Consider the following 20,585-nt stretch of genomic DNA (forward strand, 5'->3'; position numbering starts at 1 on the left):
AAGGTGGCGCTTGTTGCAACCAACAATATCTCGTCTCTGCGCCCGATATGGACAGAGTGGCAAATACAAAGATTCATCGCAGCCAAAAAGCGGCGGGAATTTTAATGAAAATGGAGAATCAAATGATGATGAGCACACCCATGTTGGTGACTTTTCTGGTGTATATTTTCGGGATGGTACTCATTGGGCTGTATGCCTATCGCGCGACCAATAGTTTTGGCGATTACATTCTGGGCGGACGCAGAATGGGGAGCATGGTGACGGCGCTCTCCGCCGGTGCCTCAGACATGAGCGGCTGGCTCCTGATGGGATTGCCGGGCGCCATCTTTATTTCCGGTATTTCGGAAAGCTGGATCGCCATCGGCCTGATGATCGGCGCCTACCTTAACTGGAAATGGGTAGCTGGTCGCCTACGCGTTCATACCGAGGTCAACCACAATGCGCTGACGCTGCCAGACTACTTTACGCATCGCTTTGAAGATAGCAGCAAGCTGCTGCGCGTAATTTCCGCATTGATTATTCTGGTATTTTTCACCATTTATTGCGCATCCGGCGTGGTCGCCGGCGCCCGCCTGTTTGAAAGCACTTTCGGCATGAGCTATGGCGCAGCGCTATGGGCCGGCGCCGCCGCCACCATTGCCTATACGTTTATCGGCGGGTTTCTGGCGGTAAGCTGGACCGATACCGTACAGGCCAGCCTGATGATTTTTGCCTTGATTCTGACGCCGGTGATGGTGATCCTGTCGCTGAATGGGGTTGATGCTTCGCTGATGGTGATTGAAGCGAAAAATCCGGCCGATCTGGATATGTTTAAAGGTCTGAATTTCGTCGCCATCATTTCACTCATGGGCTGGGGCTTGGGCTATTTTGGACAGCCGCATATCCTGGCGCGTTTTATGGCTGCGGACTCCCACCACACCATTCGCAGCGCACGTCGTATCAGTATGACCTGGATGATTCTGTGTCTGGCGGGCGCGGTGGCCGTTGGCTTCTTTGGCATTGCTTACTTTACCAACCATCCCGATCAGGCGGGCAACGTCTCACAAAACAGCGAGCGCGTATTTATTGAGCTGTCCATGCTGCTGTTCAATCCGTGGATTGCCGGGGTTCTGCTGTCGGCGATCCTGGCAGCGGTCATGAGTACCCTAAGCTGCCAGCTTCTGGTCTGTTCCAGCGCGATCACGGAAGATTTATATCGCCCCTTTTTTCGCCCAAAAGCTACCCAGAAAGAGTTGGTGTGGGTAGGGAGAGCAATGGTGCTGCTGGTATCGGCCATCGCCATCGCGCTGTCGGCAAATCCAGAGAACCGTGTACTGGGGCTGGTGAGCTATGCCTGGGCTGGTTTCGGCGCGGCATTCGGTCCGGTGATACTGATTTCCTTGCTGTGGCCGCGAATGACCCGCAACGGGGCGCTGCTCGGGATGATTGTCGGCGCGGTAACCGTGATTGTCTGGAAACAGTATGCCTGGCTGGGGCTATATGAAATCATCCCCGGCTTCCTGTTCAGTTGCCTGACCATCTTTATCGTCAGTCTGATGGGTCGTGCACCCTCTCAGGTGATTACCGATCGCTTCAATAAGGCGGAAGCGGAATTCAGGTCGGTTTAATCCAGAAAAAAAGGCACAGCGTCGCACTGTGCCTTTTTAGCGTATTACAACAGAAGGTTAACCCGCGACGGCGATGCGTTTCATATCCGTCATATAGCCACGCAATTTGCGGCCTACGGTTTCGATCGGGTGGTTGCGAATCGCTTCGTTAACGTCGCGCAGTTGCGCGTTATCCACCGCTGCCGCCGCAACGGTTTTACCTAAATCACCCGGTTGCAGTGACGCCATGAATTTTTCTTTCAGCAACGGCACGGCGGCGTTAGCGAACAGGTAGTTACCGTATTCCGCCGTATCGGAGATCACCACGTTCATTTCATACAGACGCTTACGCGCGATGGTGTTGGCAATCAGCGGCAACTCATGCAGCGATTCGTAGTAAGCGGACTCTTCAATAATGCCCGCGCTCACCATGGTTTCGAATGCCAGTTCAACGCCGGCTTTCACCATCGCGACCATCAGCACGCCGTTATCAAAATATTCCTGCTCGGCGATTTTACCGTCAAATTGCGGCGCATTTTCGAACGCGGTTTTTCCGGTCTCTTCACGCCAGGTCAGCAGTTTAACGTCGTCGTTCGCCCAGTCCGCCATCATGCCGCTGGAGAATTCGCCAGAGATGATGTCGTCCATGTGTTTCTGGAACAACGGCGCCATAATCTCTTTCAGTTGCTCAGACAGCGCATAGGCGCGCAGTTTCGCCGGGTTGGACAGCCTGTCCATCATCAGCGTGATACCGCCCTGTTTCAGCGCTTCGGTAATGGTTTCCCAGCCAAACTGAATCAGTTTTTCCGCATAGGCCGCATCAACGCCGTCAGCAACCAGTTTGTCAAAGCTCAACAGAGAGCCCGCCTGCAACATCCCGCACAGGATAGTCTGCTCGCCCATCAGGTCGGATTTTACTTCGGCAACGAAAGAGGATTGCAGCACCCCGGCACGATGACCGCCGGTCGCCGCGGCCCAGGCTTTGGCAATCGCCAAGCCTTCGCCTTTCGGATCGTTTTCCGGGTGAACCGCAATGAGCGTCGGCACGCCAAAACCACGTTTGTATTCTTCCCGTACTTCCGTACCCGGACACTTCGGCGCCACCATTACGACCGTGATGTCTTTACGGATCTGCTCGCCAACTTCCACAATGTTGAAACCGTGGGAGTAGCCCAGCGCCGCGCCCTGCTTCATCAGCGGTTGAACGGCCTGAACCACGGCGGAGTGCTGTTTGTCCGGCGTCAGGTTAACCACCAGATCGGCTTGCGGGATCAGTTCTTCGTACGTGCCAACGGTAAAACCGTTTTCAGTGGCTTTACGCCATGACGCGCGCTTCTCGGCGATGGCTTCCTGACGCAGCGCATAAGCGATATCCAGACCGGAGTCACGCATGTTCAGCCCCTGGTTCAGACCTTGTGCGCCACAGCCCACAATCACCACTTTTTTACCTTTCAGGTAGCTCGCTTCATCGGCGAATTCATCACGTTCCATAAAACGACACTTGCCCAATTGCGCCAACTGCTGACGCAGGTTCAATGTGTTGAAATAGTTAGCCATTTCATGCTCCGTATACTGTTTTGTTTGTCTGTTGTTCAGGAACGGTTTCCCGCCCGGCGGGAAAACCTGTATGGCGCTCATCATATGACAGGAAATTCGTTGCTTAAATTGATATATTAACAACGTCATATTGCAAGATCTGCAAGGTAAAAGCGAGGCTCGCATCGCATGGATTTACGTGATCTCAAATTATTTCTGCATTTGGCGGAAAGCCGGCACTTTAGCCGCACCGCCAAAGCGATGCACATCAGCCCTTCCACGCTGTCGCGGCAAATTCAACGCCTGGAGGAAGACCTGGGTCAGATGCTGTTCCAGCGCGATAACCGCACCGTGCAGCTTACCGATGCCGGGGAGCATCTGAAACTGTTCGCGCAACAAACGCTGTTGCAATATCAGCAACTCCGGTACGCCATCGGCCAACGCGGGCCGTCGCTCAGCGGCGAGCTGCGTATTTTTTGCTCCGTCACCGCCGCTTACAGCCATTTACCGCCTATTCTGGATCGCTTCCGGGCAGAACATCCGCTGGTGGAGATTAAACTGACGACGGGTGATGCCGCCGACGCCGTTGAAAAAGTCCAGTCGAACGAAGCCGATCTAAGCATCGCCGGACACCCGGAAACCTTGCCCGCCAGCGTGGATTTTATGCCCATCGGTAAAATTCCGTTGGTGCTGATAATTCCCGCGTTGCCGTGTCCGGTTCAGGCGCAGGTTAAAATCCCCAATCCTGACTGGGCGCAGATCCCATTTATTCTACCGGAGCACGGCCCGGTGCGTAAGCGCATCGACCTGTGGTTTCGCCGCCACCACATCACCAATCCTCAAATTTATGCCACTGTCTCCGGCCATGAAGCTATGGTATCGATGGTCGCACTGGGCTGCGGCATTGCGCTTATCCCGGATGTAGTGCTGGAAAACAGCCCGGAACCGGTGCGCAACCGCGTTTCCGTATTTACCGAACAAGCCATGGAACCCTTTGAACTGGGTGTCTGCGTACAGAAAAAACGGCTCAGCGAACCGCTCATCGCCGCCTTCTGGGAAACATTGCAGGATAAAGCGTGATATTAAGGGAAAGTGTTGATGAAATCGTATTTACTGGCCGTGATATTGCTGTTCTCCCTCCCCGGTCTGGCGGCGACGCTCAATGGCAAGGTAGTGAAAGTCGTTGACGGCGACACCCTTATTGTGCGTCAAAGCGGAATCAATCATCGCATCCGCCTGTTGGGTATCGATGCGCCGGAATATCGCCAGCCTTACGGCAAGAACGCCCGTCGGACGCTGGAGAGGAAAATTGGCGGGAAATGGGTGACGGTACGATATGAGGCGAAGGATCGGTACGCTCGCTACCTGGGCACGGTCTATTACTGGAATAACAATATCAATCTGGCGCTGCTGCGTACCGGTCAGGCGTGGGTATACAAATATAATCGTAACAACCGTGAGTTAATGCGCCATGAAAACGCGGCTCGCCGGCAACGGCTGGGCCTGTGGCGGCAGACCTATCCTCAATCCCCCTGGGTATACCGCCGGACACACTGACAGCACAGACCGCCTTCCCGCCTACCGTTCAACCCCTTTCTTTGCCGACAGGAAGTGCGCCTGAATCTGGCGATTGCGTTTTCTGAGCGGCTTTTTCATGGTTTCGATTTTCATCAGATAGCGATAAAGCGGTTCAAGCTGGGTAAACCCATGCGCAAGCATCGTCACCAGTTCACCGGAAAACAGCGCTTCCCTATCGTGGCGGGTACAAATCGCCGCAAAAGATTTACGGTTGTACCAGTCGGCCAGCGCCGCCGGTTGATCTTTCACCAACGGACGTCGATAACTCTCGCCTTCCAGCATGAAGGTATCCCGCAGGCAGTTCGCCACCTTAAGAAACGTTTGTGGATTACCGCGCATCGTCTGGCGGAAAAGTTCCATGGTCTGACGCGTCGCGCTGTAATATCCCAGTCCGTAACGCCAGGCATCCGGGGCAATTTCAAAAAAATAGACCGGCGCGTCCGTCCAGTCTTTACGGGGACGTTTGAAGGTCAGCCACATCTGGCTGCGGTAACGTGATTTATCGTGGGAAAACCGGGTGTCGCGATGAATGCGGGAAAGCGTTTTTCCGATTGCCGGACGCGTTTCAAAATGATCGTCAATCTGCAACATGGTCAGGCTGAGTTCATCAACCAATGCCCGAAAGGGTGCGACTAATTGCTCATCGTAAATACCACGATGTTTATCAAACCAGTTTTTATCATTGTGTTGACGAACCTGCTGAAGAAAGATCAGCCCCTGCTGAGAAAACCCCTGGAAGCGCGGCGCCATCGTTATCTGTCATCCACATTGTCTGTCTGATGGCATTAAAGATAACGCGCCCGGCGGTGAAACACCACCGGGCGCGTTATGGGAACAGGCCCTACCGCTAGCCCGCCAGAAAGAAACGGAATGACGGATTATCGGTTTCATCATGGCACTCATAGCCCAGCGCGTGCAGATGTTGCTCAAACTCAGGGTCGCGCTCGTCCAGTTCGAATGCCGCCAATACGCGACCAAAATCCGTACCGTGGCTGCGATAATGGAAAAGCGAGATATTCCAGTGCGTGCCCAGCGTATTCAGGAACTTCAGCAACGCGCCCGGCGACTCAGGGAATTCAAAGCTATAGAGCCTTTCCTGTAATGCTTTTGAGGGCCGGCCGCCGACCATATAGCGAACATGCAGCTTCGCCATCTCATCATCAGACAAATCCACTACGTCATAACCGCCGGCAAACAGCTCGGCAATGATTTCCTCACGCTCGGCATAGCCACGCGTGAGGCGTACGCCGACAAAAATGCAGGCGTCTTTGGCATTAGCATAACGATAGTTGAATTCGGTCACTGCACGACCACCCAGCAGACGGCAAAATTTCAGGAAGCTGCCTTTTTCCTCTGGAATGGTGACCGCCAGCAACGCTTCACGCTGCTCGCCCAACTCACAACGTTCGGAAACGTAACGCAAGCCGTGGAAGTTAACATTGGCGCCCGAGAGCACATGCGCCAGACGTTCGCCCTGAATCTGATGCTGCTGGATGTATTTTTTCATCCCCGCCAGCGCCAGCGCACCAGATGGTTCAGCAATCGCGCGCACATCTTCGAACAGATCCTTGACCGCCGCGCAAATCGCATCGCTGTCAACCGTGATCACATCGTCCAGATATTCCCGGCACAGACGGAAGGTTTCATCACCGATGCGTTTAACAGCCACGCCTTCGGCAAACAGACCTACACGCGCCAAATCCACAGGATGGCCCGCGTCCAGCGCCGCCCGCAGACAGGCGGAATCTTCGGCTTCCACGCCAATGACCTGAATCTGCGGCATCAGTTGTTTAATCAACACCGCCACGCCCGCCGCCAGACCGCCGCCGCCGACCGGCACAAACACCCGATCCAGATGCGCGTCCTGCTGCAACAGCTCCATCGCCAACGTGCCCTGCCCGGCGATGACCGCAGGATGATCGAATGGGGGCAGGAAGGTCATTTTCTGCTGCTGCGACAATTCAATGGCTTTGGCTTTCGCTTCATCAAAGTTGGCCCCGTGCAACAACACTTCGCCACCGAAGCCGCGCACCGCGTCAACCTTGATGTCGGCGGTCGCCACCGGCATCACGATCAACGATTTGATACCCAGCTTACTGGAAGAGAGCGCCACGCCCTGCGCGTGGTTGCCCGCCGATGCCGTCACCACGCCGTGCGACTTCTGCTCATCGCTCAGCCCGGTCATCATGGCGTAAGCGCCGCGCAGCTTAAAACTGTGCACCGCATGACGGTCTTCACGTTTGACCAGAATGACATTCCCCAGCCGGGAAGAAAGCTTGTCCATTTTCTCCAGCGGCGTAACCTGTGTAACCTCGTAAACCGGCGAGCGCAGGATTGCCCGCAGGTACTCCGCGCCACAGGGCGCGGAAGGTAGTGGTTGTGACACTGCCATTAAAATCAGCCTCCCAGCTTACTCTTATCTCGTACCGCGCCTTTATCGGCGCTGGTCGCCAGACTCGCATAGGCGCGCAGAGCAAACGACACCTGACGATCACGATTATGCGGCGTCCAGGCCTGTTCGCCCCTTGCCTCTTCCACTTCGCGACGGCTGGCGAGCTCATTGTCGGCAACGTCCAGCACAATGCTACGATTCGGAATATCGATGGCAATCATGTCACCGTTTTGTACCAGACCAATAGTACCGCCGCTTGCCGCTTCCGGCGACGCGTGGCCGATGGACAAGCCAGAGGTTCCGCCGGAAAAACGGCCATCCGTAATCAGCGCGCACTGTTTACCTAATCCCATCGACTTCAGAAAACTAGTCGGATAAAGCATTTCCTGCATTCCCGGCCCGCCTTTCGGCCCCTCGTAACGGATCACAACGACATCGCCCGCGACGACTTTGCCGCCCAGAATCGCTTCAACCGCGTCATCCTGGCTTTCATAGACTTTGGCCGGCCCGCGGAACACCAAGCTGCCTTCATCCACACCCGCCGTCTTCACGATACAGCCGTTTTCCGCCAGGTTACCGTACAGCACGGCCAGGCCGCCGTCCTGACTGTAGGCGAACTCGCGGGAACGAATGCAACCAGCCTGACGATCGGTATCCAACGAATCCCAACGGCAGCTTTGCGAAAACGCCTTAGTCGTACGAATCCCCGCAGGGCCAGCGGAATACATGCTTTTCACGCCGTCGTCCTGCGTCAACATGACGTCATAGGCTTCCAGCGTTTGCGGCAGGGTTTTACCCAGCACGTTATTCACATCCCGGTTCAACAGACCGGCTCTGTCCAGTTCGCCCAGAATACCAATCACCCCGCCTGCGCGGTGAACATCTTCCATATGGTATTTCTGCGTGCTCGGCGCAACTTTACACAGATGCGGCACCTGACGAGACAGGCGATCAATATCAGTCATGGTAAAATCGACGTCACCTTCCTGCGCCGCCGCCAGCAGGTGCAGCACGGTATTGGTGGAGCCGCCCATCGCAATATCCAGGATCATGGCGTTTTCAAATGCGGCTTTATTGGCGATGTTGCGCGGCAACACGCTTTCGTCATCCTGCTCGTAATAACGTTTCGCCAGACTGACAATGCGTTTACCCGCATTCAGGAACAGTTCCTTACGATCGGTATGCGTCGCCAGCAGCGACCCGTTCCCCGGCTGCGACAACCCCAACGCTTCGGTCAGGCAATTCATGGAGTTGGCGGTAAACATCCCGGAACAGGAACCGCAGGTCGGACAGGCGGAACGTTCAATCTGATCGCTGTCGGCATCGCTGACATTCGGATTGGCGCCCTGGATCATCGCATCGACCAAATCCAGTTTGATCAGTTGATCGGACAGTTTGGTTTTTCCGGCTTCCATCGGCCCGCCGGAAACGAAAATCACCGGAATATTCAGGCGTAGTGACGCCATCAGCATGCCCGGGGTGATTTTGTCGCAATTGGAAATGCACACCATTGCATCGGCGCAGTGCGCATTCACCATGTATTCCACTGAATCAGCGATTAACTCACGTGAAGGCAGAGAATAGAGCATACCGCCATGCCCCATGGCGATACCATCATCAACCGCTATCGTATTGAATTCTTTTGCTACGCCGCCGGACGCTTCAATTTGGTCGGCAACCAGTTTTCCCAGATCGCGTAAATGCACATGGCCGGGAACAAACTGGGTGAATGAATTAACCACCGCGATAATAGGTTTGCCGAAATCGTTATCGGTCATCCCGGTGGCGCGCCACAAAGCTCGGGCACCCGCCATATTACGGCCGTGCGTGGTTGTGGCTGAACGGTACTTAGGCATGCTCTTATTACTCCAATAATCGCTTAATGGGCGATGACGCAACGAACCATCGCCTGATTTTATTTGTATTAATTAACGGGTTACTGGATCAAGCCAGCCCCATTTATCTTCCGTCTCACCGGTGAACAGGCCAAAGAACGCCTGCTGTAATTTTTTCGTGACCGGGCCACATTTACCAATACCCACCTGAATACCGTCAACGCTGCGGACTGGCGTGATTTCCGCCGCGGTGCCGGACATAAACACTTCATCGGCCAGATAGAGCGATTCACGTGACAGCACCTGCTCACGAATTTCAAAGCCTAAATCTTTTGCCAGTTTGATGATGGCGTCACGCGTAATACCCGGCAGTGCGGAAGAGGTAAACGGCGGCGTGAAGATGATGCCGTCTTTCACTTCAAACAGGTTTTCACCCGCGCCCTCTGACACATAGCCATGCACGTCCAGCGCAATCCCTTCCTGATAGCCGTGCCGACGGGCTTCGCTTCCTACCAGCAACGAGGAAAGGTAATTACCGCCCGCTTTCGCAGCGGTAGGAATGGTATTCGCCGCCACACGGTGCCAGGACGACACCATGGCATCAATCCCCTGATCCAGGGCGTCCTCACCCAGATAAGCCCCCCACGGGAAAGCGGCAATGATAACGTCGGTTTTATAGTCGTCTGGCGGGTTAACGCCCATGCCGACATCACCGACAAATATCAGCGGACGAATGTACGCGCTGGTCAGGTTATTTTTACGTAGCGTTTCACGACAGGCTTCCATCAGTTCATCTACGCTTTGCTGTACCGGCATCCGATAGATTTTTGCCGAATCGTGCAAACGCTGCATATGCTCGCGGTGGCGGAACACCACCGGGCCTCTGTGCGAGCTATAGCAACGCACGCCTTCAAACACCGAAGTACCATAATGCAAGGCGTGAGACATCACATGTACTTTCGCTTCCGCCCACGGAACCATCTCGCCGTTGAACCAAATATAGTCAGCTTTCTTCGTCATTTTTTATTTTCCTTACCTTGCACGTTAAGCACTGATCTGCTGTGTCGCTGTCATTGGTTGGATGTCGACACAGGAAATATCGAGTAATTTACTCAATTGTGCCGACAATAGATCTACCGGACGATGGCTGGCAACGGTCAGTTCAATATTAATATGTTCGTTATTCGTCGTGTGCACCATGTTCATGGCGCAGACTTTAAAACCGCGATGGCGGGTAACGCGTAATACACGCTCCAGAACCTCAGGACGGAAGCGCGCCTGAATAGAAAGTTGATGGTGTGTCATTCTGTTTTCTCCAGCACTTATTTATTAGCCCGCAATTACTCGGTTTTATCCAACATCGTTTCATTACCGGCACCGGGTGGAACGAGAGGCCAGACATTTTCGTATTCATCAATGGAGACATGCAGTAAGTAAGGCCCTTCGCTGTTGAACAGGGCACCCAATGCAACATCAATCTGATCTTTACGGGTGATACGTTGGCCGGGGATATCAAACGCACTTGCCAACGTCAGGAAATCAGGGTTATCGGAGAGGTCGGTTTCACTATAGCGCTCATCAAAAAACAACTGCTGCCACTGTCTCACCATGCCTAACCGTTGGTTATCCAGCAAAACGATTTTCAGCGGCAGGCGTTTTCGCTTGATGGTGCCCAGTTCCTGAACATTCATCATAAATGAACCGTCGCCCGAGATACAGATCACCTTGTCTTCAGGACGGGCAACCTGCGCGCCGACGGCGGCAGGCACTCCGAACCCCATGGTGCCCAGACCGCTGGAGGTGATGAAATTTTCCGGCCGGCTGAATGTCATATGCTGAGCCGCCCACATCTGATGCTGGCCCACATCTGTCGTCACCACGGTTTCTTTATCCATACGATCGGAAATAGCCTTCAGCAAAGCCGGCGCATAAATAGACTGCCCTGGATGGTCATAACGCCACGGATACTCCGATTTCATCATCGACGCGTGCTGTTGCCATTCGGCAATATTCAGGGATTGTTGCAGCGCGGGTAACAGCGCGTTCAGGTCACCCTGCAACGCCACATTAGCTTGACGCAATTTACTCAGTTCGGCCGGGTCGATATCCATGTGAATCACCCTGGCTTGGGGCGCAAAGGCGCTCAACTTACCGGTGACACGGTCGTCAAAACGCGCGCCGACGGCAACCAACAGATCACATTGCTGCACCATCAGGTTAGCGGCTTTCGTGCCGTGCATCCCGATCATGCCCAGGTAGTAAGGATGATCAGCGTCAACCGCGCCCAGTCCCTTCAACGTAACGGCCGAAGGCATACCGGTCACCGCCAGGAACTCACGCAGGGCGGGCACCGCCTGCGCCATACCGACCCCGCCGCCGATATACAGAACCGGCTTTTTCGCCCGCGACAGCATGTCGCGGGCCGACGCGATATCCTGATCCGGAAAATCAATATCGTTATCGACAGGGGCAAAGTTCGGTGTGAAATCCCCGATGGCCAGTTGTATGTCCTTTGGAATATCCACCAACACCGGGCCGGGACGACCGCTGCTGGCAATGGCAAACGCCTCGGCCATGACTTCAGGCAACGACGCCAGTGACTCAACCAAAAAGCTGTGCTTCGTACAGGCCAGAGACAAACCTAAAACATCGATCTCCTGAAAAGCATCCGTACCAATCAGCGCCGAACCAACCTGACCGGTGATAGCCACGACGGGAACAGAATCCAGCAAAGCATCAGCCAGACCGGTGATCAGATTGGTTGCTCCAGGACCTGATGTGGCGATACAGACGCCAACCTTTCCGGTTGCACGGGCATAGCCGATCGCCGCCATTGCCGCGCCCTGCTCATGGCGACACAGCAGGTGTTTTACGCCGCCGTCATAAAGCGCATCATAGACAGGCATTATTGCGCCCCCTGGATAACCAAAGACAGTTTCCACTCCCTGCGCTCGCAATGCTTGTACCACCCACTGAGCTCCATTCATAGTTATTTCTCCGAGCTCTTATTGAAATAACAGAATTTTATGCTGCCAATCATTCGCTGTTCCCTTACGTTGTATATTTGCACCCAACAAAAAAACCCCCGACCTTGCGGTGCGGGGGTTTTCTTGAATTCGGGCTTGATTTTTAAGCCATTCTTCGTCCAAGTGCTGCCCCGCACGGTGGGATAATAATCACCACCACGCTAATCACGACTAGGCTAATCACCAAGGAGAAGGATTTCATAAATTAGGTTGTTCAATAATCTACTGTCGAACGGATGCCTACAGAGTTATCACAGTCAGGTATAGGATGACAACCATTTTTACATGATTAATGCTAATCAGCGGCGGATAAACATTAAAAATGTATAGCCTAATCATAGAGTAAACAGACATCCGCTTATTTTCACCGAAGCCCGGCAAAAACCCGCGAAGCGCTTCCCCTTACCATCGAAAATCGCAAAGTGGCTCGTACTAATGTAGCAAGTCAATGAGACAAGACACTTTTCCTCGCATCCACTTCGCAAATTCATCACGTCACACTCCCCTCAGGAACAACGATGGCGCATCATGCCGCCATTCACAAGGAGAGAAGAACATGTCACTGGCGGTTACCTATACACGGGCAATGATAGGCGTAGAGGCACCCGATGTGTGCATTGAAGTGCACCTCAGCAGTGGATTACCCGCGTTAACCCTTGTGGGGTTGCCGGAAACCACCGTGAAAGAGGCGCGTGACCGTGTACGCAGCGCGCTGATTAACTGTGGCTTTACGTTTCCCGCCAAGCGAATAACAGTGAATCTTGCGCCAGCCGATCTTCCCAAAGAAGGCGGGCGTTATGATCTCCCTATTGCTCTGGCTATTCTGGCGGCCTCAGAACAGATTGATGGGGCGAAACTCAGCCAGTATGAGTTTCTTGGCGAGTTGGGCCTCTCAGGCACATTACGTGGAGTAAACGGCGCTATTCCGGCAGCGCTGGAAGCCATAAAATCTGGTCGTCAGTTGATTTTACCTGAAGACAATAAACAGGAAATGGCCCTGATCCCCCAGGGGGAGTCGCTGATGGCCGGGCATCTGCTACAGGTTTGCGCTTTCTTGCAGGGCAAAGACGTGTTACTCGACGGCCGTGACACTCCATTGGAGACGGTGACCGAGGATGACACATCGGATCTGAAAGATATTATTGGTCAAGAACAAGCAAAACGGGCGTTGGAGATCGCCGCAGCTGGTGGCCACAACCTGTTGTTGCTTGGCCCACCCGGTACGGGAAAAACCATGCTGGCCAGCCGATTAGGCAACCTGATGCCGCCCCTGAGCGATGAAGAAGCACTGGAAAGCGCAGCGATAAACAGTTTGATCAATATCGATGCGGCCATGAAGCACTGGCGTGCCCGACCGTTCAGGGCGCCGCATCATAGCACCTCAATGGCAGCGCTCGTCGGTGGCGGATCGCTCCCTAAACCGGGAGAGATTTCTCTTGCGCACAATGGCGTCCTGTTTCTGGATGAACTTCCAGAGTTCGAGAGACGGGTTTTAGATTCATTGCGAGAACCGCTGGAGTCGGGGGAAATCATTATTTCCCGTACGCGTGCCAAAGTTTGCTACCCCGCGCGGGTTCAGCTTGTTGCCGCCATGAACCCAAGTCCTTCAGGCCATTACCAAGGGGTACATAATCGTCTTCCGGCACAGCAGATTTTACGCTATCTCAGCAAACTCTCCGGCCCGTTTCTGGATCGCTTTGATATCTCCATTGAAGTGCCACTCTTGCCGCCTGGCATCTTACGGCAGCAAAGCGCTCAGGGGGAAAGCAGCACCATCGTCAGGGAACGGGTGCGGGTTGCAAGGCAGAAACAAATCCTCCGGGCAAACACAATCAACGCAAGGCTGAAACCAAATGAAATTGAGAAATACTGTCGTTTGAAAGCGGAAGACGCCGCTTATCTGGAAGACGTGATGAGCAAGTTGGGGCTATCAGTACGTGCCTGGCACAGAATATTAAGAGTTGCTCGTACCATTGCCGACCTCAGCGATCAGGAAAATATTCATAAAAGGCATCTCGCCGAAGCGCTTAGCTACCGATGTATGGATCGGTTGCTCATACAACTACACAAGAATCTTGAATAAGAAATCGACACCGCGGGCAGACTTAAGTCGGGTAAAATAGCTACCCCTACAAAAAGGCGTAAAAAATGGGGCTTTTTACCCTACTCCGATTAATCGTCACTTTCGGTATATTCTTCGACCGCGTCCATTTGCGGTTTACCGCCGGACAATGTATGAAAACGTTTAGGACGACGGATTCGATCCAGATATTTAGACCATATTTTTTCCATGTCCGTCTCAGCCTTACGCTCGCCACGGCACATCTCAACAAACTGTACTTCTTCCTCGGTAATAGGTTCGCGTTTACCCAGATCAAGTTCGTTAAAAGCATGGCCGTGGCGTTCCAACAATTGTGCTTCTTTAATTGTAAAGTCGCCGTGCCGGGAAAAACCACGTGGGTAAAACTTGTTATCAAAAAAACGATTATTGGTAGAGAAGCTTTCCGCCATCTTACACGCTCCTAATTCTTCTATGGTCGCGTTGTTTATGGCGCGGAGTATTAGATAGGCTTGACATTGTGTAAAACAAAACATTTAAATCATTACGACAAAATTTTTTGGAGATAGGCGTGGATACCGAATTACTCAAAACCTTTCTGGAAGTCAGCAGGACAAGACACTTTGGCCGCGCCGCAGAATCACTTTATCTAACACAGTCGGCGGTGAGTTTCCGTATTCGTCAGTTAGAGACACAGCTTGGTGCAAATTTATTTACCCGTCATCGTAACAATATCCGTTTAACGCCAGCGGGAGAGCGGCTTCTACCCTATGCGGAAAGTCTGATAGGCACCTGGCAGATTGCCAAAAAAGAGGTCGCGCGTTCGCAACAGCACAGCCTCCTCTCAGTCGGCGCCACTGCCTCACTGTGGGAGGCATATCTGACACCGTGGTTACAGTCACTTTATCAGCAACGGCCTTTGTTACAGTTGGAAGCACGTATCGCACTGCGTCATTCGTTGGTAAAGCAGCTTCATGAACGGCAGTTGGACCTGTTGATCACGACAGAACAACCAAAAATGGAAGAGCTGGCTAGCCAACTTTTGGGAAATTTTTCACTCTCTCTCTTCATATCCGCAGAAAACGAGAGCACTCAGGAGTTACCCTATATCAAGCTGGAATGGGGCGCTGATTTTCATCAGCAAGAAAGTCGACTGTTACCCAGCGATCAACTTCCCGTGCTCACCACCACGTCTGCGCATCTTACACGCCAGTTACTGCTGACCACGGGGGGCTGCGCGTTTCTGCCCAGCCACTGGCTACAAACCTATCCTCATCTGAAAGCATTAAACGATACACCGCCCGTGGTGCGGCCATTTTATGCCGTCTGGCTGCAAAATAGTGATCAGCAGACGCTGATCCGACAGTTGCTCAAAACACCGATTGCCATATCGACGTAGACAGCACTTCGCTTAGGCACGTTTGGCTAACCAGGACGTGCTTAATGCCTTTTGTAAACCGATAAGGAGTCCGATGACAACCTATGTCCACCATAATCAAACCTGATAATTGTCCAAGTAGCCAGTTAAACCAACGATCTTCTTAGGAAATACAGCAAGATCGAACTAGCTTGCCACTGAGTAATACCGTCATTCGATGGCGTAACTATTATAGATAGTCCCCAAAAGGCACTTTGGCAAAAAGATCTATTGCCTTTGCAATGGAAACAATCCTGATCATGTTTTTTAATTGACAATAATTAAATCGGGTTGGTTTACAGCCAATAAATAAACTCGCTGCGATAGACAAATTTGGTAATAAATTCACTTCCTGATAAACCGTACCAATACCTAATAATTATACGTGTGCGGCATCGGTTGTATTAATTGCCCCCTAAAAAAATATATTTCTCCCGCTGAACGACGATAAACGCTTGCAAATGCTTTCATCCGGCCTGGGCCAACCTATAGGCCAGAATAGCTATTAACATAAAAGTCATCTACCCAATAAACATTAAGATGCAGGTTTAAGCACCTGAACACGATCGTGAATTCGGGACGTTAGGGAACCTGCTATTTCTGGCAGCGTGGTTGAGAAAAAATTGAATATCGCATCTCGTAATTCGCGAGTGTTTTCAAAATAGCGATTATTCCGCGCATGCTCATTCATCACTTTCGACAAGCGCTCTATCGCGTTCAGACTCGGACTGTAGAACGGTAAATAGTGAAGTTCTATATTCACTCCAAAGGCACAGTCTTTAATCAACGGGGTCGGTGATAACCCGCTCCGTCCAGAATGACGTGGACTTTATCTCGGTAGTTTGGGTTATTTTTCGTATCTCATTGAAAAAATGAGCAACATTGTAGTCATTAATGGTTTTATAGGCATGAATGACCGTACCGACGATATCGTTCAGATTCATCGCGCCCGGAATATTCAGGCGGGTACGGCTTCCCGTTGTTTCTACTGCCTTTTTATGATCTTTTGCTATCCATCCATAATTGAGTTTGGTCGCCTGTGTCGAATGGACAGCATCCAGAAACAGAATCGGTTCATCACCAGCGTTTTTTTAAATTCGCATAATATTCAATGAACTGCTTATGTTTTCCCTCCCTGAATTTATGAGGAATGCCTGACGGTTTCTTGTAGGTGAAACCGTTATCCTGCCAAGTTTGTCAGACAGACGTTCGCGGAATGGACTGCCTAAACGGTTAACTCATCATACTGGACCAAACTGTATTATCAGGGACAGCGAGAAAAAGGAAAATCGCATCGATCCGGGCTCTGGCGTTCAAGTGGATAAGGATCATTTACTGCTGCTAGAAGACCAGAACTCGCTACGACGAAAAGAAATATTTACTGCCACTTAAAGAGCGAAATTCGCCCTGACTGAAGCCTTAAACAAGCTTGTCGAATGTCTCAGGGCATGAAGCGTGCATTAAAATGGCGAAAAACGGTCATAAATCTTGGCGTTGACAACAAATTCAGAGACAAATGCGTGAGTAAACTTTCTGTCTGTTCAGCACTGAGCATGCCGTCAGAGCCGCCGTTTTCGGATTTCAGCCTGCGGTCGTTAAGGTAATCACTGATATGGCGGTTTATGGAGGTTTCAAAAAGCCGCAGAGCCTGCGCTATCATGGCCGAACTCCAGCCTTCAGATGCGAGAAGAACGGCTTTGATGCGTCACGAACACGGCCATTACTACGCGTGGTGTCGTGCAGGCGTTCAAGTTCGATTTTTTGCTCATCAGTGATAAATATTTTCATGCTGGAAAGCATGATCTCCTTAAATACATAAAATCAAGTATCTTCGATGATCACGGCTAGAGCGGGTGACAATACCCGCTATAGGAAATATCAGGAACTCCATCAATAGAAACGCGACTTTTATCTGTGAACCCGGATTTAATCCCGGCACCTTGCCTTCGTACACATGGTCAAAGGATGGCGCATTAACACTGTCGAGTATTTGATTACAGGGCAGAAGTGTGAGTAAAAATTGAGAAAAGAGACAACAGAGATGAAAAAAACCCTTCACGAGAAAGTGAAGGGTTTTTATCTGGCAGGGGCGGAGAGACTCGAACTCCCAACACCCGGTTTTGGAGACCGGTGCTCTACCAATTGAACTACGCCCCTATAATTAAGGTGGCGGAACGGACGGGACTCGAACCCGCGACCCCCTGCGTGACAGGCAGGTATTCTAACCGACTGAACTACCGCTCCACTCTGTGCTCGTTAAGCGCGGTGAATACTAAGATGACGATGCTAATACGTCAATGATTTTTATAACTAACCAATTCTGTCTGCTCATAATTTCATCTTGACGATGATTCCGTTACCGCTGGAGAGCTACTCGCTGCGCCACAGGCAGTTGCCCCCCTTCTTCGTGATCAGATCCAAACGCTGTTCATGTGCATATAATTCTTCTTCATTCGCATAAAGCACTTTCAATACTGATGCGGGACGCGTTATGCGCTGTATCGATTCGTTCTCATTTTCCTGTCGCTGCGTTTCGCCTTCCACTAAAAATGCCAGTGACGTTTGGCCACCGGTCATCGCCAGATAGACTTCCGCCAGTATTTCGGCATCGAGTAATGCGCCGTGCAGCGTTCGTTTGCTGTTATCTATCTGATAACGATCGCATAGCGCATCCAAGCTGTTGCGTTTACCTGGGAATATCTTACGCGCCATCAATAGGCTATCAGTGATCTTACAGAACGTTTCCGTCTTTGCAATATCCCGATTCAACATTCGGAACTCGTAGTCCATAAAGCCGATATCAAACATCGCGTTGTGGATAACGAGTTCGGCACCACGGATAAAATCGAGAAAATCATCGGCAATGTCGGCGTAAGTTGGCTTGTCCGCCAGAAACTCATCACTGATACCGTGTACGTTATAGGCTTCGGGATCGACTAACCGATCGGGTTTGATATAAACGTGAAAATGGCGGCCGGTTAGACGACGGTTGATAACCTCAACGGCGCCAATCTCGATAATTTTGTGTCCTTCATAGTGAACCCCCAGTTTGTTCATACCGGTGGTTTCAGTATCCAGGACGATTTGTCGCGTAATTTCAGTGCTCATCGTTTTCGTTTATGTCAGACTTCCCATTTTAACATAAGGGAGAGTCTACCAGAGATGCTTAAACAGGTAGAAATTTTCACCGATGGTTCTTGTCTGGGGAATCCGGGCCCAGGCGGTTATGGTGTTCTGTTGCGTTATAAGCAGCACGAAAAAACATTAAGTGCAGGCTATCGATTAACCACCAACAACAGGATGGAACTGATGGCGGCCATCGTTGCACTTGAAACGTTAACCTCTCCGTGTGAAGTGATGCTGAGTACCGACAGCCAGTATGTCCGGCAAGGGATCACCAGTTGGATTCATAACTGGAAAAAACGCGGCTGGAAAACCGCAGATAAAAAACCGGTAAAAAATGTTGATCTCTGGCAGCGTCTTGATCTGGCGATTCAACACCATACGCTGCGCTGGGAGTGGGTAAAGGGACATGCCGGACACCCTGAAAATGAACGCTGTGACGAACTTGCACGTAGCGCCGCCAGTGCGCCAACACTCGATGACGCTGGTTATAAACCCGAATAACACTCTTCCTTCAACGCCGATAGATTTTCGTTGCGCCGACCGTGTGGCGCAGAGGTGCCTTACGTAATTTGGCGCGCATCGGCGTAGCAATCAGCGGAATCGTCCTTTTGCGCGCCACAAACAATGTCATGCAGCCAAAGACCGGAAAATGCTTATTCAATTTTCCCTTATTTCTTCGCCACGGCGTCACTTGAAAGCTGGTTTGGTGTACTACCTCGTAGTTCAGTAAACTAAGCCAGTCCATTATCCGCATTTGCGTAAACATCCGACTGCAATAAGGCTCCCGTTTGTTTAGTCCTGGTATCAGTTTACCCAGCCCCACAAAACTGATCGGATTGAAACCGCTCAATATTATCCAACCATCATCGATCAACACCCGATCGACTTCGCGTAATACTCGGTGCGGATCCGAGGAATAAGACAGCGTTTGAGCCAGTAAACACACATCAACTGACTTCTCAGAAAAGGGTAACTGATGAGGGTCGGCAATAATCTGCAAATTATTACCACAGGGCCCAACGTTGACCTGATGCGAAATCGAACATTCGCTCACCGTAATTTCTGCACTCAATTGCCCTATCTTGAGCAGATGGAAACCAAATAGTTTCGGCCACCAGGGTAATAATGCCTGTTCGAGTGATTCACGATAGTATTGACCACAGGTGATATTATCCCATGAACTAGGAGTAATCAGAGTCTGAGGTGTTTGCGCTGGCTTCATGTTCTATTATCTTCCTCAGGCTGATATCAAAACGAGGTCATCAATGAATCTTATCAGTATTCCTGCCCTTCAGGACAACTACATTTGGCTATTGAGTAATAAAGAGAAACACTGCGTGATTGTCGATCCCGGCGAAGCAGAACCGGTGTTGAAAGCGCTGAATGAATACCAGTTGTCTCCCGAAGCCATTTTACTCACACACCACCATAAAGATCATGTTGGTGGCGTCAGCAGAATTGCCGAGCAGTATACAAATCTGCCCGTTATTGGCCCTCCAGAAACTGTCAAAAGTGGCGTAACCGCCATTGTTGATGCCGGAAAAACCATCAAATTGTTAAATTCGGAATTTTCCATACTCGGCGTTCCAGGCCATACAATTGGTCACATTGCATACTATAGTCATCCGTTTTTATTCTGCGGCGATACCCTTTTTTCCGCCGGATGCGGCAGGATCTTTGAAGGCACGCCAAAACAAATGTTTGAATCTGTTAATAAAATATCCAACCTACCTGACGATACTCTGATTTGTTGCGCACATGAATACACACTCTCAAATTTAGAGTTTGCTCATGCAATCTGGCCAGAAGAACCCACTATTAAGGCTTCTCTTTATAAAATCAGGCAGATACGAGAAAAATTACAATCTACTTTACCGACAACACTGGGGGTGGAGCGAAAAATAAACCTATTCTTAAGGTGTCATGATATTGATTTAAAGAGAAAAATATCATCAGAACCTGAAACTATAGATGATTGGGAAGTTTTTGCTCTGTTACGCAGTAAGAAAGACGCCTTCTAAAGGTACAGG

The 20,585-nt window shown here is 51.3% G+C and carries 18 protein-coding genes, 2 tRNA genes and 3 pseudogenes; 8 read left to right on the forward strand and 15 right to left on the reverse strand.

Features of this window, described 5'->3' with window-relative positions; all coding sequences use genetic code 11:
• The first annotated feature begins 122 nt into the window (after positions 1-122).
• Positions 123-1,607, forward strand: a complete 1,485-nt coding sequence (putP, locus tag EH207_RS16190; protein WP_137714914.1) for a sodium/proline symporter PutP — start codon at positions 123-125, stop codon at positions 1,605-1,607.
• Between the two features lie 57 nt (positions 1,608-1,664).
• Here the strand turns inward: putP and ilvC are convergent, their stop codons facing one another.
• Positions 1,665-3,143 (reverse strand): ketol-acid reductoisomerase, encoded by a 1,479-nt coding sequence (gene ilvC / locus EH207_RS16195; RefSeq protein WP_137714915.1) that lies wholly within the window; start codon positions 3,141-3,143, stop codon positions 1,665-1,667.
• A 168-nt stretch (positions 3,144-3,311) separates the two neighbouring features.
• On the opposite strand from ilvC, the gene ilvY reads away from it, so the two are divergent.
• Entirely contained in the window at positions 3,312-4,202 is an 891-nt protein-coding gene (gene ilvY / locus EH207_RS16200) for an HTH-type transcriptional activator IlvY (protein ID WP_137714916.1), read from the forward strand.
• Positions 4,203-4,220: 18 nt separating this feature from the next.
• Entirely contained in the window at positions 4,221-4,679 is a 459-nt protein-coding gene (locus EH207_RS16205) for a thermonuclease family protein (protein ID WP_137714917.1), read from the forward strand.
• 21 nt (positions 4,680-4,700) lie between these two features.
• Here EH207_RS16205 and EH207_RS16210 read toward each other — a convergent pair whose 3' ends face one another.
• The 7 genes from EH207_RS16210 to ilvL all read right to left on the reverse strand — a co-directional run bounded on the left by EH207_RS16210 (position 4,701) and on the right by ilvL (position 12,155).
• The gene (locus EH207_RS16210; RefSeq protein ID WP_137714918.1) at positions 4,701-5,450 is read right to left on the reverse strand and encodes a DUF2461 domain-containing protein; all 750 of its coding nucleotides are present in this window, start codon (positions 5,448-5,450) and stop codon (positions 4,701-4,703) included.
• Between the two features lie 97 nt (positions 5,451-5,547).
• Positions 5,548-7,092: a threonine ammonia-lyase, biosynthetic gene (ilvA, locus tag EH207_RS16215; RefSeq protein WP_137714919.1), complete on the reverse strand. Its 1,545-nt coding sequence runs from the start codon at positions 7,090-7,092 to the stop codon at positions 5,548-5,550.
• Between the two features lie 5 nt (positions 7,093-7,097).
• Positions 7,098-8,948 carry a dihydroxy-acid dehydratase gene (gene ilvD / locus EH207_RS16220; protein WP_137714920.1) on the reverse strand — a complete coding sequence of 617 codons (1,851 nt, stop codon included), beginning with the start codon at positions 8,946-8,948 and terminating at the stop codon, positions 7,098-7,100.
• 72 nt (positions 8,949-9,020) lie between these two features.
• The gene (locus tag EH207_RS16225) at positions 9,021-9,947 is read right to left on the reverse strand and encodes a branched-chain amino acid transaminase (RefSeq protein WP_137714921.1); all 927 of its coding nucleotides are present in this window, start codon (positions 9,945-9,947) and stop codon (positions 9,021-9,023) included.
• A 24-nt stretch (positions 9,948-9,971) separates the two neighbouring features.
• On the reverse strand, positions 9,972-10,232 hold the full coding sequence (ilvM, locus tag EH207_RS16230) for an acetolactate synthase 2 small subunit (RefSeq protein WP_137714922.1): 261 nt from the start codon (positions 10,230-10,232) through the stop codon (positions 9,972-9,974).
• Between the two features lie 35 nt (positions 10,233-10,267).
• A complete protein-coding gene (gene ilvG / locus EH207_RS16235) occupies positions 10,268-11,914 on the reverse strand; it encodes an acetolactate synthase 2 catalytic subunit (RefSeq protein ID WP_137714923.1) in 1,647 nt (548 codons plus the stop codon).
• Positions 11,915-12,056: 142 nt separating this feature from the next.
• Positions 12,057-12,155, reverse strand: coding sequence for an ilv operon leader peptide (gene ilvL, locus EH207_RS16240; protein WP_137714924.1), 99 nt, complete (start codon positions 12,153-12,155; stop codon positions 12,057-12,059).
• Between the two features lie 354 nt (positions 12,156-12,509).
• On the opposite strand from ilvL, the gene EH207_RS16245 reads away from it, so the two are divergent.
• A complete protein-coding gene (locus EH207_RS16245) occupies positions 12,510-14,036 on the forward strand; it encodes a YifB family Mg chelatase-like AAA ATPase (protein ID WP_137714925.1) in 1,527 nt (508 codons plus the stop codon).
• 89 nt (positions 14,037-14,125) lie between these two features.
• Here EH207_RS16245 and EH207_RS16250 read toward each other — a convergent pair whose 3' ends face one another.
• Positions 14,126-14,464: a MaoP family protein gene (locus EH207_RS16250; protein ID WP_137714926.1), complete on the reverse strand. Its 339-nt coding sequence runs from the start codon at positions 14,462-14,464 to the stop codon at positions 14,126-14,128.
• Between the two features lie 119 nt (positions 14,465-14,583).
• Here EH207_RS16250 and hdfR point away from each other — a divergent pair, with 119 nt between their 5' ends.
• Positions 14,584-15,411, forward strand: coding sequence for an HTH-type transcriptional regulator HdfR (gene hdfR, locus EH207_RS16255; RefSeq protein ID WP_137714927.1), 828 nt, complete (start codon positions 14,584-14,586; stop codon positions 15,409-15,411).
• Between the two features lie 553 nt (positions 15,412-15,964).
• On the opposite strand, the pseudogene EH207_RS16260 reads toward hdfR, so the two are convergent.
• Positions 15,965-16,608, reverse strand: a pseudogene (locus EH207_RS16260) (IS630 family transposase); the annotation flags it as partial.
• An 8-nt stretch (positions 16,609-16,616) separates the two neighbouring features.
• Here EH207_RS16260 and EH207_RS16265 point away from each other — a divergent pair.
• A pseudogene (locus EH207_RS16265) lies at positions 16,617-16,840 on the forward strand (IS110 family transposase); the annotation flags it as partial.
• A 90-nt stretch (positions 16,841-16,930) separates the two neighbouring features.
• On the opposite strand, the pseudogene EH207_RS16270 reads toward EH207_RS16265, so the two are convergent.
• From EH207_RS16270 to dnaQ, 4 genes and pseudogenes are all read right to left on the reverse strand, one after another.
• Positions 16,931-17,217 (reverse strand): annotated as a pseudogene (locus EH207_RS16270) (helix-turn-helix domain-containing protein); the annotation flags it as partial.
• A 293-nt stretch (positions 17,218-17,510) separates the two neighbouring features.
• Positions 17,511-17,586: transfer RNA gene (locus tag EH207_RS16275), tRNA-Trp, on the reverse strand.
• 10 nt (positions 17,587-17,596) lie between these two features.
• Positions 17,597-17,673: transfer RNA gene (locus EH207_RS16280), tRNA-Asp, on the reverse strand.
• A gap of 126 nt (positions 17,674-17,799) precedes the next feature.
• Complete coding sequence (gene dnaQ, locus EH207_RS16285; RefSeq protein ID WP_137714928.1) at positions 17,800-18,537, reverse strand: DNA polymerase III subunit epsilon; 738 nt, start codon at positions 18,535-18,537, stop codon at positions 17,800-17,802.
• A 54-nt stretch (positions 18,538-18,591) separates the two neighbouring features.
• Here dnaQ and rnhA point away from each other — a divergent pair, with 54 nt between their 5' ends.
• Positions 18,592-19,056 carry a ribonuclease HI gene (rnhA, locus tag EH207_RS16290; protein WP_137714929.1) on the forward strand — a complete coding sequence of 155 codons (465 nt, stop codon included), beginning with the start codon at positions 18,592-18,594 and terminating at the stop codon, positions 19,054-19,056.
• A 10-nt stretch (positions 19,057-19,066) separates the two neighbouring features.
• Here rnhA and EH207_RS16295 read toward each other — a convergent pair whose 3' ends face one another.
• Positions 19,067-19,777: a class I SAM-dependent methyltransferase gene (locus EH207_RS16295; protein ID WP_137714930.1), complete on the reverse strand. Its 711-nt coding sequence runs from the start codon at positions 19,775-19,777 to the stop codon at positions 19,067-19,069.
• Between the two features lie 43 nt (positions 19,778-19,820).
• Here EH207_RS16295 and gloB point away from each other — a divergent pair, with 43 nt between their 5' ends.
• Positions 19,821-20,576 carry a hydroxyacylglutathione hydrolase gene (gene gloB, locus EH207_RS16300; protein ID WP_137714931.1) on the forward strand — a complete coding sequence of 252 codons (756 nt, stop codon included), beginning with the start codon at positions 19,821-19,823 and terminating at the stop codon, positions 20,574-20,576.
• Positions 20,577-20,585 lie beyond the last annotated feature (9 nt).

It is taken from the genome of Brenneria rubrifaciens, assembly GCF_005484945.1.
Taxonomy (GTDB): Bacteria; Pseudomonadota; Gammaproteobacteria; order Enterobacterales; family Enterobacteriaceae; genus Brenneria; species Brenneria rubrifaciens.